This window comes from Hymenobacter sp. NBH84 (genome assembly GCF_014217645.1).
GTDB classification, from domain to species: Bacteria; Bacteroidota; Bacteroidia; order Cytophagales; family Hymenobacteraceae; genus Hymenobacter; species Hymenobacter profundi.
This window is the reverse complement of record NZ_CP043644.1, coordinates 2,418,255-2,431,301: the sequence shown is the minus strand read 5'-3', so window position 1 is coordinate 2,431,301 and position 13,047 is coordinate 2,418,255. Positions and strand designations below refer to the sequence as shown.

The window sequence follows — 13,047 nt, the reverse complement described above, 5'->3', positions numbered from 1 at the left end:
TCCAGTTCCCTATCCATGCACACCCTCGACCAACTCCGCACCGGCCAGCTTGCCGGCATCCAGCGCCTCGACCTCTCCTGTGGCCTCACCGAGTTTCCCCGCGAAATCTTCGACCTGGCTGACTCGCTGGAAATACTGAATCTTTCCGGCAACCAGCTGTCTTCCCTACCCCATGACTTGGGGCGCCTGCACAAGCTGCGCGTGCTTTTTTGCTCCGACAACCTGTTTACCGCCGTGCCGGAGGTGCTGGGCCAACTGCCCCACCTGAGCATGATTGGCTTCAAAGCCAATCAGATTCAGACATTGCCCGCCGCTGCCCTGCCGCCCCGGCTGCGCTGGCTGATCTTGACGGACAACCAACTGGCCGCCGTGCCACCAGAACTGGGCAATTGCCGGGAGCTGCAAAAGTTGATGCTGGCCGGTAACCAGCTCGCCGAGCTACCCGAAACCATGGCCGCTTGCACCAACCTAGAGCTGTTGCGCATTGCCGCCAACCGCTTCTCAGCCTTACCCACGTGGCTGCTGAGGCTACCCCGACTGAGCTGGCTGGCCTACGCCGGCAACCCCTTCTGTGACGAGATAGAAGCCCGCGTGGTGGCCCAACACCCCATCCGCAGCATTGAGTGGCAGGCGCTGACCATACAGCAACAGCTGGGCGAGGGTGCGTCGGGTGTGATCTACCGCGGCGAGTGGCAACAAGAGTTGGGCGCAGCGCAGCCAGTGGCCGTAAAGCTGTTCAAAGGCGCCGTCACCAGCGACGGGTTGCCGCACAGCGAAATGTCGGCGTGCATCAGCGCCGGCCGGCATCCCAATCTGATTGCCGTGGAAGGCAAGATCAGCCACCACCCCGCCCAGGTCGAGGGGCTGGTGCTGGAGCTGATTGACCCCGCGTTTGGTAACCTAGCTGGCCCGCCCAGCCTCGCTTCCTGCACCCGCGACGTGTACGCCCCCGGCACCACGTTCAGCCTACCCGCCGCCCTGCGCCTAGCTCACGGCATCGCCTCGGCCACCGCCCACTTGCACGCCCAGGGCATCCTGCATGGCGACCTGTACGCGCACAACATCCTGAATACCACTGCTGGCGAATGCCTGCTAGGCGACTTCGGCGCGGCTTGTTTCTTCAATTTGGGTACGGCCATGGCGCCTGCCTTGCAACGGCTGGAGGTACGGGCCTTCGGCTGCCTGCTGGAAGAACTACTAACCCACGCCGAGGCCACGGCCGAAACGGCGGCGACGGTAGAAGCCCTCACAATCTTGCAGCAGCGCTGCGTACAGCCAGAGGTTTCGGCCCGGCCGTTGTTCGTGGAGATAGAGCAGGTGCTGGCTGGTTTACAGGTATAGTCCGCTGACCAATGGTAGCTTGCTGGATTTTTGATAAAATGCTTATTAAAGGCATTCTGCTGAAGGTATTAAAGCAAGATGGATTTACTATTTGCTGAATCACCGCGCAGGTAGCCCATTACTATGGCACAGCCAGCACCTATTCCTACCTCCGATTCTCCTGAATTTTTGCGGCGGCACATGCCGCACAATCCGCCTCTGGAATACCTGCTGACGACCGGCTCGGAAGCATTTTTTGTGGTGCCAGTGGAGCAGATGTACCAGCACATTCCACGGGCTGTGCCGCCCACGCGGGCCATAGCGCATTCCTGTTTGTTTCTCACCTCTGGTACGGCCACGATGCGTGTCGGCACCGATTCTTACACTATCCAGGCAGGTGAGCTGTTGATTGTGCGGGCGGGGCAGGTTTTTTCCTTTGCCCCAGGTGATATAAACACCGGCTTTCTCTGCCACTTCCACCCCGATTTTCTACTGGGCACCGCTGCCAGCGGAGTAGGGGTAACCTACGAGTTTCTGCAATTCTGGGGTAAGCCCTATCTGTCGCTCGATACTGCTACAGCTGGTTTCGTGCGTCAGTTGCTGCACCGGTTGCTGGTTGAATATCAAGAACATCGGCTAACATATCCCGATGTGCTGCGGGCCTACCTGCTGGCCCTGCTCAGTGAGCTGAACCGTGCCTACGCGGCTAGCTCACCAGGTACCCCCACGGCGGCTACCCAGCTCACCAACTGCTTCAAGCAATTGCTGGCTACTTCGTTACGCGAGCTGCACCAGGTAGGGGAGTACGCCGAGCGCCTGCACGTGACGCCCAATCACTTGGCCAAAGCAGTGCGAACAACCACGGGAAAGTCGCCCGCTCGCTGGATTGAGCAGACCATTGTGCTGGAGGCCAAGGTACTGCTGTATCAAAGCCAGCTAACCATCAGCGAGATAGCGCAGGAGGTAGGCGTAGCCGATCCTTCGTATTTCAGCCGCTTATTCAGAAAGCACGAGGGCGTAACGCCGCTGGGCTTTCGCAAAAGGATGGCAACGTCCTAGTTTCGGCGTGGTTTGTCCTACTCTGTGGGCACCCTGGCGCCGACCTTTGCGGTCGTACGCAATGCAAGAAGATGTACTTGTTTTTTCTAACGCTGCACTCCTGGTTTCGCTGGGTGGTGCTGCTGAGTTTGGGGCTGGGCCTGTACCGGTCGTACCGAGGGTGGCCGGGGCAGCACGCTTTCACGCCGCTCGATAATACAATCCGCCATACCACAGCAACAATAGCCCACGTGCAGCTGATGCTGGGCTACGTGCTCTATTTTCAAAGCCCAACGGTCAGTCAGTTTCTGGCCCACCGCCACGATGCTACCTACGAGCAGCAACCCTTGTTCTTCGGGCTGCTGCACGTGGTGCTGATGACGGTAGCTATTGTGGTCCTGACCATTGGCTCGTCGTTGGCTAAGCGTCGCCCTACCAGCCCAGCGAAGTTCCGCACCATGGCGCTGTGGTTTACGGCGGCGCTGCTACTGCTTTTTCTGGCTATTCCATGGCCTTTCTCGCCCCTGGCGAGCCGGCCCTATTTCCGCTTTTAAGTTTTTCTGCACATGAGTATTTCATTGAAAAGCCCTGTGGGCCGGTTGCGCTTGTTGGGCCTGTTAGAGGGTATTTCGCTGCTCGTGTTGGTAGGCGTGGCCGTACCGCTCAAGCATCTCTACAACAACCCGGCGCTGGTGCGCACGCTGGGCCCCATACACGGCCTGTTGTTTCTGCTCTTTGTGTTGAACACCTTGCGCGTAGGGGTGGAGTACCGCTGGAAGTTCAGCGAGACTACCTGGAAAGTACTGCTGGCCTGTGTCATTCCGTTCGGCACGTTTTATATCGACCGAACCATTCTGGCCACGCTGCCACAGCACAGTCCAGAGTAGCGCTATTTGCTTTTTTGCTTTAGCGCCTTAGCCACGGCCTGGTTCAGCAGCGGTTCCATCACGCGGTAGCCGGCCAGGGTAGGGTGCACGCCGTCGTTGGCATATTTAGCAGGCAGGCCCTGGCGCTCGTCGGCAAGAGCCATGTGGTAGTCGAGGTACACGAAGTTGTGCTGCTGGGCGTAGGCTTTGATTTGCTCATTCAGAGCAATGATCTTAGGAGCGGGCGTGAGGCCTTTGCGCCACGGAAAATCATAGGCGGGTAGCACCGAGCACAAAATCACCCGTACCCCGTTGGCCTGCGCCAGTTCCGCCATCGACTTGATGTTGTTTAGGGTGGCCTGTTGGTCGTAGGGCCCAGTGTTTTCGGCCACGTCGTTGGCACCTGCGAGAATAGCTACCACAGTGGGGCGCAGATTTAGCACATCCTGCCGGAAGCGCAACAGCATTTGTGGGGAGGTCTGTCCACCAATGCCGCGCCCAACGTATTCGTAGGGCCGGCCGGCAAAAAAGGCTGAGTCGGTGCGGGGCCAGGCGTCGGTGATGGAGTTGCCCATCAGCACCACGCGGGGCGTGCCAGTGTTGGGGGCTTTTAGCTGCTGGTTGGCGGGCGCGTAGCGTTTCAGGTTGGCCCAGTCAGGGTTTTGCTGCGCGAGCAGGGGCGTAGTGAGTAGGCTAAACGCCAGCGCAAGCAAGGGTAGGGTTTTCATGAGGGGAGGGAAAAGAGTAGGATGAGGCCTGAAGGTAGCAAATGTGTAAAGGACGTGCCGCACGCGACTACCGTTGCCTGCACTTCGCACCAGCGCTTGCCCCACAACGCGAATAAGAGTCAGCGGCACCTAACCTGTGCCGAAGTCCGGTATAAGTGAGTACTTCGGCCCGAAAAGCACCTAACTCGCAAACCACTCCATAGCCCAGGGGCGCAACACTGGGCCGGCAGAATAACTACAAATGAGCTTACTGACTGTATCAGACATCCGGCTGGAGGAGCAGGGCAACCTCGCGTTGCAAGACATTAGCTTCACGCAACAACGCTTCCAGAAGCTGGCCGTGGCCGGCGAAACGGGCTCTGGCAAAAGCACGCTGCTGCAAACCATTGCCGGGCTGGTGCAGCCCTCCGCGGGCACCGTGCTATTTGAGGGTAGCCGGGTGCGTGGTCCGGCTGAAAAGTTGATTCCCGGCCAGGCCGGCATTGCCTACCTCTCGCAGCAGTTCGAGCTGCCGCAGTTTTTGCGGGTAGAGCAGGTGCTGCGCTACGCCAACAAGCTCCGGGGCAACGCCGCGGCCGATCTGTACGAAGTTTGCCGCATCAACCACCTCATGCAGCGCCGCACCGACCACCTCTCCGGCGGCGAGCGGCAGCGCATTGCTCTGGCCCGTCTGCTGCTGGCCGCGCCGCGCCTACTCCTCCTCGACGAGCCCTACTCCAACCTCGACCGCGTGCACAAGCAGATTCTGAAGGACGTAGTACGCGACCTGGGCGAGCAACTAAGCATCACCTGCACCCTCGTCTCGCACGACCCCTTGGACACGCTTTCTTGGGCCGATGAGCTGCTGGTGCTGCGAGCAGGGCAGCTGGTGCAGCAAGGCCCACCCGTGCACGTCTACCAGCAACCCACCGACGAATACACCGCCTCCCTGTTCGGCGACTATCACCTACTGACTGGCCCGGCAGCCCGCGCCCTCACCAAAGCCGCCGGCCGCCGCCTACCGAAAGGCAAACAGCTACTGCTACGCCCCGAACAGGTGGAGCTGACCACCGCGGCTATCGAAGGAGCTACCGTGGCCACCGTGCAGGCCGTACGGTTTTTCGGTAGCTACTACGAAACGGAATTGGAGTTGCTAGGCAGCCGCTTCACGGCCAAAAGTAGCACGCCCCCCGCTGCGCCGGGCGATGCGGTAGCGGTTTTTTACCCTGGCCTGCAGATGTGGTTTCTGTAGTTGATAGCGCCGCACTGCGCCTACCCCGGCAAATCGAACTATCTGCTGGGGCACCTACGTATGAAGATGGACAGTTTCCTTCCCGCTTATTCTCGTATCACGCATGAACCTTCCCGGACTAAAGATGCGGCGCCGCACCGGCGGTGCCCCCCAGGAACCCGACAACTACAGCAAATGGGGCTGGTACGCCATGGCGGTCCTCGCCTTGGTCTGGATTGTCTACAACCTGTTTTTTGACAAATAGCCACCGCCGAGCTTATGCTGCGCTGGCTTGATGTGGTCACCTTTGCCCGGTACGGCAACCCCGAGCCGCCCCGCCGGGTAGAAAAATCAGCGGCGGAGTGGGCGCAGTTGCTGCCACCCGAGCAGTTTCGGGTGCTGCGGGAGCAGGCCACCGAGCCGCCCTACCGCAACGCCTACTGCCGAGCCTACGAGCCGGGTGATTATGTGTGCGCCGGGTGCGATAGTCTGCTGTTCAGCGCTGCCACCAAGTACCACGCTATTTCGGGTTGGCCCAGCTTCACCCAGCCCGCCCACAAAAATGCCATCTGGTACCGCTTCGACCACAGCCACCACATGCAGCGGGTAGAGGTGCGCTGCAACGTGTGCCAGGGGCACCTGGGCCATGTGTTTGCAGATGGCCCCGCGCCCGGCGGGCTGCGCTACTGCATCAACTCGGCCAGCCTGCGGCTCGTGGCGCCGGAGCAGGAAGATGCTAAGTCAGCGGTTTCTCTGGGGGTGGATTCTGTTCCTCCTCAAAGCGAATGATGCTGATACGCCCTGAAGGCTCCATGTAGGCTTCTTTGATGCTGGATATGTCTGTCAAGCCGTTGGTGCGCAGTTCGCTCATTAGCTCGCTGCGGGTTATCAGCTCCTTGCGCATGTTGTCTTTTTGCATTTGCCCGTTTCGAATCAGCAGAAGCTTGTCGGGCTTTATCAGTCGCTGAAAGACAGGGTAATGAAAACCCAGCCAGTTCAAGCAATAGCTCCAAAGAATAATAACGCCCACTAGGAGAATGCCTTCCGTAACGGAGCGGTACTCGCCGGCCATGCCATTCTGGGAGGCGTCGGCAATCATCACCACAAACAGCATGTCGGTGATACCCAGCGTGCCGGACTCGCGCTTCAGCACCACGCGCAGCAACAAAAACAGCCCTAGGTAGATAAGCGTACCCCGCACGACAATTTCGAGCAAAGGTGTGTTGGGCACAAAGATGGCATGCCAGTCTACTTGGTCAAACATGGTGCGTTGGGTTGAAGTTTACCTACCCCATACGTGCGGTGCGGGCCAGCGGCTGTGCCTGTGCTTCAAGAAGAGTAGGGTAGTGTCAGGCCGTCTCTACTTCAGCAATTCCTGCTCGTACACCCAGCGCGCCTCTTCGTCGTAGGCCACAAATACCACGGTAGCCGGCAGCTCATTTTCTTTCAGGAAGGTCTGCACCTCGCGCACGGCAATGCGGGCCGCATCGGCCTTAGGGTAACCGTAGATGCCGGTGCTGATGCCCGGAAACGCCACGCTGGTAAGCTGGTTCTCGGCCGCTAGGCGCAGACTGTTGCGGTAGCAATTGGCCAATAGCTCGGCTTCACCCTTAGTACCGCCATTCCACACCGGCCCTACCGTGTGAATCACGTAGCTGGCCGGCAGCGCGCCACCCGTTGTAAGTACGGCTTCGCCGGTAGGGCAGCCACCCTGCCGCGCCCTAATCTGGCGGCACTCCTCCAGAATGGCCGGCCCGCCGGCCCGATGGATGGCTCCATCTACGCCGCCCCCACCCAGCAGGGAAGAGTTGGCGGCATTCACAATGGCGTCGGTATCCACCCGCGTGATGTCGCCCTGGTAGAGCAGGATGCGGCCGAAGGTTTGGGCGTCGGGGCGCCAGTTAGAAGCAGTAATAGCCATAGCAGGAAGCGTAAGTAGGGTAGGATGGCAGCGCCATTCATCCCTGTTGTAAGACGGTTCGGCCCAAAAAGTTGCTGGTTCGGTAGGAAAGAATTGTGCTCGGGTAGGCAATCGGCTACTTTTCATGCACTGTTTCACCACGTTATCCTCTTTACTATGGAACCCATTAACCGCGACCCCCAACTATGGCGCCAGGCCAAAGCCCGCGCCCGTTTCAAGGCCAGTCTGTTTACCTATTTCTGGGTGAATTCCCTGCTCTGGACCATCTGGGCCCTCACAGGGCGCGGCTCCTATCCTATTCCGTGGCCGCTGTGGGCTACCTTCTTCTGGGGTATTGGACTGGTAGCGCAGGGGGTAGGCGTGTATGGCTTGTGGGGTAGAGACCGGCTAGTGGAGCGTAAATACGAGCGGCTACTACGGCAACAGAAGGAATTATGAAGTAAAAAGTGCGTCTGTCATCCTGAGCACAGCGAAGGACCTTTTTACGTGTAAACGACGGGCGTACCGACGACTCGTTTAGCCGTGAGAAGGTCCTTCGCTCCGCTCAGGATGACAGACGCCTTTTTACTTCATAATCTCACAACTTCCCCTTCCACCCCTTACCTTCGCTTCAATGAAAAAGATGCGAATTCCGAAGCGGGTTATAGGGCGGCGGGAGCTGGTCGATTTTCCGGCGTTTGGGCTGCAAGGCATAGAGGCCAAGGTAGATACCGGCGCCTACACGGGCGCCATCCACTGCTCCGACATCCACGAGGAGCGCCGCGCCGATGGGCAAATTGTGCTGCGCGTGCTGCTTCTTGATCCGTCGCACCTTAACTTTGACGGCCGGCCGCTAGAATTTACCACGTTCTCGCGGCGCGACATCCGAAGCTCGAATGGCGATGTGCAGGAGCGTTACGTGGTAGCCATGGTAATCCGCCTGTTCGGGGAGGATTTTGCCACCGAATTTTCGCTTTCCGACCGTTCCGATATGAAGTATCCTGTTCTCATTGGCCGTGCGCTGCTGCGGCAGGGGCGCTTTGTAGTGGACGTAGGCCGGCGCAACGTTTCCTACAAAGCGGCTGCAACGCAAAACCCCTCCTGATACATTAGCTGAATTCGCACACCCGCCCCATTCGCTTTTTACAACCACCCGTCGACTGCCCCATCCTCTGTGTCATCAATGAAGTTAGCGATTCTATCGCGCGAGCCGAAACTATACTCTACCCAGCGTTTGGTAGAGGCCGCCCAGCAGCGTGGCCACGAGGTGCTGGTGCTAGACCATTTGCAGTGCAATCTGGTACTGGAAAAGGGGACGCCGGGTATTATTTACAAGGGCGAGCGACTGCATGATATTCAGGCCATTATTCCGCGTATCGGAGCTTCTGTCACGTTCTACGGCACGGCCGTAGTGCGGCAATTCGAGATGATGAAAGTGGCTACCGCCGTGAGCAGCCAGGCCATTGTGCGCTCGCGCGACAAGCTGCGCTCGGTGCAAATCCTGAGCCGGGCGGGGGTAGGAATGCCCAAAACGGCCTTCACCAACTTTTCCGCCGACGTGCCTACCATGATTGAGCACGTGGGCGGTGCCCCCGTCATTATCAAGCTGTTGGAAGGCACGCAAGGTCTGGGCGTAGTACTGGCCGAGTCGGCCAAGGCGGCGCAGTCGGTGATTGAGGCGTTTCACAACCTGAAAGCGCGCATCATTGTGCAGGAGTTTATTGCTGAGAGCAAGGGCGCCGACCTGCGCGCCTTTGTGGTGAACGGCGAGGTAGTAGGCGCTATGAAGCGCCAAGGCAAGGAAGGCGAATTCCGCTCGAACCTGCACCGCGGCGGCACCGGCAAGCTGGTGAAGCTGAGCCGGGCCGAAAAGGCCGCTGCTCTGGCCGCTGCCAAAGCGCTGGGCCTGGGCATTGCGGGCGTGGATATGCTGCAAAGCAAGCGCGGCCCACTGGTGCTGGAAGTCAACTCCTCGCCCGGTTTGGAAGGCATCGAAAAAGCCACCGGCCTCGACATCGCCGGCAAAATCATTGCCTACACCGAAGACCTGGTGAAAAAGCGCAAGAGGGCCGAAACCACCAAAAAGCGCAAAGCCACCGAAACCGACGAAGGGTAGGGGGTAGCGAAGGCTAGAATTTAAAAAGCTGGTTCCCCTCCTTTTTCAAGGAGGGGTGCCCGCAGGGCGGGGTGGTAAAACCGTCAGAACGATACTAGCTTCTAGTTTTCTAGCTCTAGCCGAACCACCCCGCCCTGCGGGCACCCCTCCTTGAAAAGGAGGGGAACTAGCTTTTTAGCTCTAGCCTGCTTCCAGTCATACAACAACTAGGTACCACGCATCATTTCAATTACTTGCAGCTAAACGGCCTCACTATCCAACCCGGCGAGCGGGTGATGACTCGCCTGGTTATCTCCCGCCTACCCTCGGGCACCATCATCGACGTGCCGGTGCACGTGTTCCGGTCGCAGGAGCCGGGGCCGACGGTATTGCTGATGGCTGGTATGCACGGCGACGAAGTGAACGGCGTGGAAACCGTCCGGCGCCTGATTCAGCAGGATTTGCTGTGGCCTTTGCGGGGCACCATCATTGCCATTCCGCTGCTCAACATCTACGGCTTCCTGAACTTCTCGCGCGAAGTGCCCGATGGCAAGGACGTAAACCGTTCGTTTCCCGGCAACCCACGCGGCTCATTGGCCAGCCGGGTAGCGCACCGCTTCATGCGCGAAATCATGCCGCTGGTCGACTACGGTATTGATTTTCATACTGGTGGCGCCTCTCGCAGCAACCACCCGCAAGTGCGCTGCCTGCTCGACCACGAGCCCAGCGCCACGCTGGCCCGCACGTTTGCGGCTCCCTTCACACTGCACGCCAAGCTGCGCCGCGGTTCCCTGCGCGAAGCGGCGTTTGGATTAGGCAAATCCATTATTGTGTATGAGACCGGCGAGTCGCTGCGCTTCGATGAGGCGGGAATTGAACTGGCTGTGGCCGGTACCTACCGTGTGCTGCACCACCTGGGCATGGTAGCAGAGGCCACGCCAGCCATCCAGCCTAGCATTGTATGCTGGCGCGGACGCTGGCTGCGGGCACGCTTTGCGGGCCTATTCCGCAGCCAGGTGCGCAAGGGCGACTACATCGAGCAAGGCCAGGTCTACGGCATCATCACCGACCCCTACGGCGAAATGGCCGTGCGCTTGGAGTCGCCGGTGAGCGGCTACGTGGTAGGGCTCAACCATATGCCCGTAGTCAACCAGGGCGACGCGCTCCTGCACATCGGCCTGACGGAGCCAGCACCCGGTCCCACCGAGGACGCAGGTGCCCCCGCCCCGGCTGTGTGAATGATGTTTAGTTGTTAACATCTGTCATCCTGAGCTTGCGAAGAACCTTCTGCCCGTTGAACGAGTCGTTGTTACGATGGTCGTTCAACGGGCAGAAGGTTCTTCGCAAGCTCAGGATGACAGTCTTCTGCGACTGACAATTACCAACTACCAACTCACAGCTAAAATAACCCGCGGTTTTTCTGTTTCTTTGTTCCGCCCGTAACGGGCTGATCTACCTATTCTCCTTTTTCTGCGAATGAATAAGTCCACTCAACTCATTGTCAACGCCGTTTTGGTTCTGGCCGTCGCCGTTCTGTTTTACCTGCACTTCTCCTCCCGCCCCGCTGCTGCCCCGGTAGCCGCTACCCCCAAGGTGACCATGGCGGCTGATTCTACTGCTGATGTGGCCGTAGACGAGGTAGCCACCGTGGCTAGTGCTGATACCAACAAAGTGGCCTACGTAGAGTCGAACAAGCTGCTGGAAGGCTACAAGGGAATGCAGGTAGCCCGCAAGAACTTCGAAGGCAAGGCCAAAGGCTGGCAGGCCCAAAACGATGCCCTGGTGCGCAACTTCCAGGCAGCCGTGCAGAAGTATCAGCAAACCGCCCAGACGCTCACCAACGAGCAGCGCGCCGCCACCGAGCAGAGCCTGCAACAGCAGGAAGCCCAGGCAGGTCAGAAGCAGCAGCAGTTGCAGCAACAGGCGGCCCAGGAAGAAGCCAAGATGACCAAAACCGTGCTCGACCGCGTGGATAAGCAAATTGAGAAATACGGCAAGGAGCACGGCTACCGCATGATCCTGATTTCCTCGCCTGGTGGGGCCATTGCCTACGCCCGCAAGGAGCTGGACATTACCGCGCCCGTGCTGAAGTACCTCAACGACGAGTACAGCGCCAAAAAGTAATTCTTGCTTCAAGCAAGACCCCGAAAGCCCGGCAGATAGCCGGGCTTTTTTTGTGGTCGTCAGGATGTTTTAGGGACTATTCGTAAGGGCTGATTAAACCTTTGGCGGTGGCAGGCGTCTAATAAGTATACTATCAACTTAAACGCGGTAAGTCCCTGACGAGCTGCACTATTATACCATGAAAAAATTCCTGAAAATACCCGTTTTACTTTTCCTGTTCGCCGCTGGTACTTTGCTTAGCGGCTGCACCACCTCAGCCGGTGTTGGTTATGGCTACGGCGATGTAGGCCCGTACTACGGTGCCGGTCCTTACTACGGTCGCGCCTACCCATACTACGGCCGGGCCTACGGCTACCGCCCTTACGCACGACCCTACTACCGCAACCGTACGGTAATCGTAACGCCTGCGCCGCGCCGGGCGCCACGTGGGGTAGTACGGGGCAGCCGCAGCCAGGTGCGACCCAATACCACGTACCGCCGTGCTCCCCAGGCCTCGCCTCGCAGCAATAGCATGCAGGGCCGCAGCCAAGGTAGCGTGCAAGGCGGCAGCCGTGGCCGGGTACGCTAAGCACCCGATAAGCAGTAAAAAGCCCCGGGCAACTGATGTTGCCCGGGGCTTTTTCGTGTTGCGTAGTCACGTAGTTATGTGGTTGCCGTCGATTTGCGTTGTATCAGAGTTGACTTCAGCTCCTGACTTTGAGTAGGAAGAATGGGGCGGTTCTTGAGAATGGATTTGAACAGGATACGTGCTGCTTCCCTACCCATTTCGTAGGCCGGCTGGGCAATGGTGGTGAGGGGCGGGTCGAGCAGATCGGCAATTTCCAGGTTGGAAAAGCTGATGATCTTCACGTCTTCCGGAATGCGGCGGCCTAGGTGCCGGCATGCCAGGTAGCTGCTCATGGCCAGCGTTTCTACGGAAGCAAAGATACCGTCGATAGCCGAGTTTTGCTGTAGCAATTCCTGAATCAGGGTTTGGTTACGGTCTTTGTTGGAGGTGCCGCGCAAGAGCAGGGCCGGGTCGGGCGTGAGGCCGTGGGCCTGTAGGGCGTCGAGGTAGCCTTGCAGCCGCTTCTGCCCGATGGATAAGTGGTCGGAAATAAGCAAGTGGGCGATGTGGCGGCAGCCCGTATCCAGCAGGTGCTGGGTGGCCTGGTAGCCGCTGCGGTAGTCGTCGGTCGTGATTTTAGCGGTAGCAAACTCCTCGCATACTCGGTCGAAAAACACCATTGGGATATGACGCTCTTGCAATTTGCTGAAGTGGGAGAAATCCTGCGTTTCGCCTGCCAAAGAGGCCAGAATGCCATCTACCCGGCCGCTCGCGAAATGCTGCACAATGGTGGCTTCCTGCTGGGCATCATCGTGCGTGAGGTAGATGAGCACGTGGTAGTTATTCTCGCGGGCTACTTCCTCAATGCCATTGATAGCCAGAGAAAAGAAGTTATTGGCCACTTCCGGAATTACCACGCCAATGGTTTTGCTTTTCTGACGGCGCAGGCTACTAGCGTAGGGGTTGGGCTCGTACCCGAGCTGTCGGGCCAGCTGCTGTACCTTGGCTTTGGTGGTCGCGCTTATCTCGTAGCTGTCGCTCAGCGCCCGCGAAACTGTTGAGACGGACAGATTTAATTCCTGAGCAAGCTGTTTAAGATTAACGGGATTCATCCCGAAAAATAGCCATTATTCACATCTCTCCCCGAAACTGGATTATGGGGAAGGATAAGGGCTAATCTGCTTAGTAAGAACCTCTCTACGTCAACGGCCTACCCAAT

Annotated in this window: 17 protein-coding genes; 13 read left to right on the top strand and 4 right to left on the bottom strand. The window is 58.6% G+C overall.

The genetic code is table 11. The annotated features are described in order from the left end of the window. The first annotated feature begins 15 nt into the window (after positions 1-15). The 4 genes from F1C16_RS10165 (at position 16) to F1C16_RS10150 (ending at position 3,245) form a co-directional block, all read left to right on the top strand. Positions 16-1,341, top strand: coding sequence for a leucine-rich repeat-containing protein kinase family protein (locus F1C16_RS10165; RefSeq protein ID WP_185280552.1), 1,326 nt, complete (start codon positions 16-18; stop codon positions 1,339-1,341). 123 nt (positions 1,342-1,464) lie between these two features. Further along, entirely contained in the window at positions 1,465-2,379 is a 915-nt protein-coding gene (locus F1C16_RS10160; protein WP_185280551.1) for an AraC family transcriptional regulator, read from the top strand. 71 nt (positions 2,380-2,450) lie between these two features. Then, positions 2,451-2,912, top strand: coding sequence for a hypothetical protein (locus F1C16_RS10155; RefSeq protein WP_185280550.1), 462 nt, complete (start codon positions 2,451-2,453; stop codon positions 2,910-2,912). A gap of 12 nt (positions 2,913-2,924) precedes the next feature. Then, entirely contained in the window at positions 2,925-3,245 is a 321-nt protein-coding gene (locus F1C16_RS10150) for a DUF3817 domain-containing protein (RefSeq protein ID WP_185280549.1), read from the top strand. A 2-nt stretch (positions 3,246-3,247) separates the two neighbouring features. On the opposite strand, the gene F1C16_RS10145 is transcribed toward F1C16_RS10150, so the two are convergent. Further along, positions 3,248-3,952, bottom strand: a complete 705-nt coding sequence (locus F1C16_RS10145) for an SGNH/GDSL hydrolase family protein (RefSeq protein ID WP_185280548.1) — start codon at positions 3,950-3,952, stop codon at positions 3,248-3,250. A gap of 241 nt (positions 3,953-4,193) precedes the next feature. Between F1C16_RS10145 and F1C16_RS10140 the strand changes: the two genes are divergently transcribed. The 3 genes from F1C16_RS10140 to msrB all read left to right on the top strand — a co-directional run bounded on the left by F1C16_RS10140 (position 4,194) and on the right by msrB (position 5,951). Continuing rightward, the gene (locus F1C16_RS10140) at positions 4,194-5,183 is read left to right on the top strand and encodes an ATP-binding cassette domain-containing protein (RefSeq protein ID WP_185280547.1); all 990 of its coding nucleotides are present in this window, start codon (positions 4,194-4,196) and stop codon (positions 5,181-5,183) included. Positions 5,184-5,286: 103 nt separating this feature from the next. After that, positions 5,287-5,427 carry a hypothetical protein gene (locus tag F1C16_RS10135; RefSeq protein ID WP_185280546.1) on the top strand — a complete coding sequence of 47 codons (141 nt, stop codon included), beginning with the start codon at positions 5,287-5,289 and terminating at the stop codon, positions 5,425-5,427. 14 nt (positions 5,428-5,441) lie between these two features. Further along, complete coding sequence (gene msrB / locus F1C16_RS10130; protein WP_185280545.1) at positions 5,442-5,951, top strand: peptide-methionine (R)-S-oxide reductase MsrB; 510 nt, start codon at positions 5,442-5,444, stop codon at positions 5,949-5,951. Here msrB and F1C16_RS10125 read toward each other — a convergent pair. Then, entirely contained in the window at positions 5,899-6,426 is a 528-nt protein-coding gene (locus F1C16_RS10125; RefSeq protein ID WP_185280544.1) for a DUF421 domain-containing protein, read from the bottom strand. The genes msrB and F1C16_RS10125 overlap by 53 nt on opposite strands. A 96-nt stretch (positions 6,427-6,522) precedes the next feature. Continuing rightward, positions 6,523-7,083, bottom strand: coding sequence for an O-acetyl-ADP-ribose deacetylase (locus F1C16_RS10120; RefSeq protein ID WP_185280543.1), 561 nt, complete (start codon positions 7,081-7,083; stop codon positions 6,523-6,525). Between the two features lie 156 nt (positions 7,084-7,239). Here F1C16_RS10120 and F1C16_RS10115 point away from each other — a divergent pair, with 156 nt between their 5' ends. The 6 genes from F1C16_RS10115 to F1C16_RS10090 all read left to right on the top strand — a co-directional run bounded on the left by F1C16_RS10115 (position 7,240) and on the right by F1C16_RS10090 (position 11,849). Then, the gene (locus F1C16_RS10115; RefSeq protein WP_185280542.1) at positions 7,240-7,521 is read left to right on the top strand and encodes a 2TM domain-containing protein; all 282 of its coding nucleotides are present in this window, start codon (positions 7,240-7,242) and stop codon (positions 7,519-7,521) included. A 175-nt stretch (positions 7,522-7,696) separates the two neighbouring features. Continuing rightward, complete coding sequence (locus tag F1C16_RS10110; RefSeq protein ID WP_185280541.1) at positions 7,697-8,167, top strand: RimK/LysX family protein; 471 nt, start codon at positions 7,697-7,699, stop codon at positions 8,165-8,167. Positions 8,168-8,245: 78 nt separating this feature from the next. After that, on the top strand, positions 8,246-9,178 hold the full coding sequence (rimK, locus tag F1C16_RS10105; RefSeq protein WP_185280540.1) for a 30S ribosomal protein S6--L-glutamate ligase: 933 nt from the start codon (positions 8,246-8,248) through the stop codon (positions 9,176-9,178). Between the two features lie 233 nt (positions 9,179-9,411). Beyond that, a complete protein-coding gene (locus F1C16_RS10100) occupies positions 9,412-10,395 on the top strand; it encodes a succinylglutamate desuccinylase/aspartoacylase family protein (protein ID WP_258048866.1) in 984 nt (327 codons plus the stop codon). A gap of 238 nt (positions 10,396-10,633) precedes the next feature. After that, a complete protein-coding gene (locus tag F1C16_RS10095; protein ID WP_185280539.1) occupies positions 10,634-11,281 on the top strand; it encodes an OmpH family outer membrane protein in 648 nt (215 codons plus the stop codon). A 178-nt stretch (positions 11,282-11,459) separates the two neighbouring features. After that, positions 11,460-11,849, top strand: coding sequence for a hypothetical protein (locus tag F1C16_RS10090; protein WP_185280538.1), 390 nt, complete (start codon positions 11,460-11,462; stop codon positions 11,847-11,849). A gap of 74 nt (positions 11,850-11,923) precedes the next feature. Here F1C16_RS10090 and F1C16_RS10085 read toward each other — a convergent pair whose 3' ends face one another. After that, positions 11,924-12,940: a LacI family DNA-binding transcriptional regulator gene (locus tag F1C16_RS10085; protein WP_185280537.1), complete on the bottom strand. Its 1,017-nt coding sequence runs from the start codon at positions 12,938-12,940 to the stop codon at positions 11,924-11,926. Between the last annotated feature and the right edge of the window lie 107 nt (positions 12,941-13,047).

Excerpts from the sequence above, each read along its gene's own strand:
- F1C16_RS10140 (WP_185280547.1), top strand. The coding sequence starts at position 4,194 with ATGAGCTTACTGACTGTATCAGACATCCGGCTGGAGGAGCAGGGCAAC.
- rimK (WP_185280540.1), top strand. The coding sequence starts at position 8,246 with ATGAAGTTAGCGATTCTATCGCGCGAGCCGAAACTATACTCTACCCAG.
- F1C16_RS10135 (WP_185280546.1), top strand. The coding sequence starts at position 5,287 with ATGAACCTTCCCGGACTAAAGATGCGGCGCCGCACCGGCGGTGCCCCC.
- F1C16_RS10095 (WP_185280539.1), top strand. The coding sequence starts at position 10,634 with ATGAATAAGTCCACTCAACTCATTGTCAACGCCGTTTTGGTTCTGGCC.
- F1C16_RS10150 (WP_185280549.1), top strand. The coding sequence starts at position 2,925 with ATGAGTATTTCATTGAAAAGCCCTGTGGGCCGGTTGCGCTTGTTGGGC.
- F1C16_RS10110 (WP_185280541.1), top strand. The coding sequence starts at position 7,697 with ATGAAAAAGATGCGAATTCCGAAGCGGGTTATAGGGCGGCGGGAGCTG.
- F1C16_RS10115 (WP_185280542.1), top strand. The coding sequence starts at position 7,240 with ATGGAACCCATTAACCGCGACCCCCAACTATGGCGCCAGGCCAAAGCC.
- F1C16_RS10085 (WP_185280537.1), bottom strand. The coding sequence starts at position 12,940 with ATGAATCCCGTTAATCTTAAACAGCTTGCTCAGGAATTAAATCTGTCC.
- F1C16_RS10145 (WP_185280548.1), bottom strand. The coding sequence starts at position 3,952 with ATGAAAACCCTACCCTTGCTTGCGCTGGCGTTTAGCCTACTCACTACG.
- F1C16_RS10090 (WP_185280538.1), top strand. The coding sequence starts at position 11,460 with ATGAAAAAATTCCTGAAAATACCCGTTTTACTTTTCCTGTTCGCCGCT.
- F1C16_RS10120 (WP_185280543.1), bottom strand. The coding sequence starts at position 7,083 with ATGGCTATTACTGCTTCTAACTGGCGCCCCGACGCCCAAACCTTCGGC.
- F1C16_RS10125 (WP_185280544.1), bottom strand. The coding sequence starts at position 6,426 with ATGTTTGACCAAGTAGACTGGCATGCCATCTTTGTGCCCAACACACCT.
- F1C16_RS10165 (WP_185280552.1), top strand. The coding sequence starts at position 16 with ATGCACACCCTCGACCAACTCCGCACCGGCCAGCTTGCCGGCATCCAG.
- F1C16_RS10160 (WP_185280551.1), top strand. The coding sequence starts at position 1,465 with ATGGCACAGCCAGCACCTATTCCTACCTCCGATTCTCCTGAATTTTTG.
- msrB (WP_185280545.1), top strand. The coding sequence starts at position 5,442 with ATGCTGCGCTGGCTTGATGTGGTCACCTTTGCCCGGTACGGCAACCCC.
- F1C16_RS10155 (WP_185280550.1), top strand. The coding sequence starts at position 2,451 with ATGTACTTGTTTTTTCTAACGCTGCACTCCTGGTTTCGCTGGGTGGTG.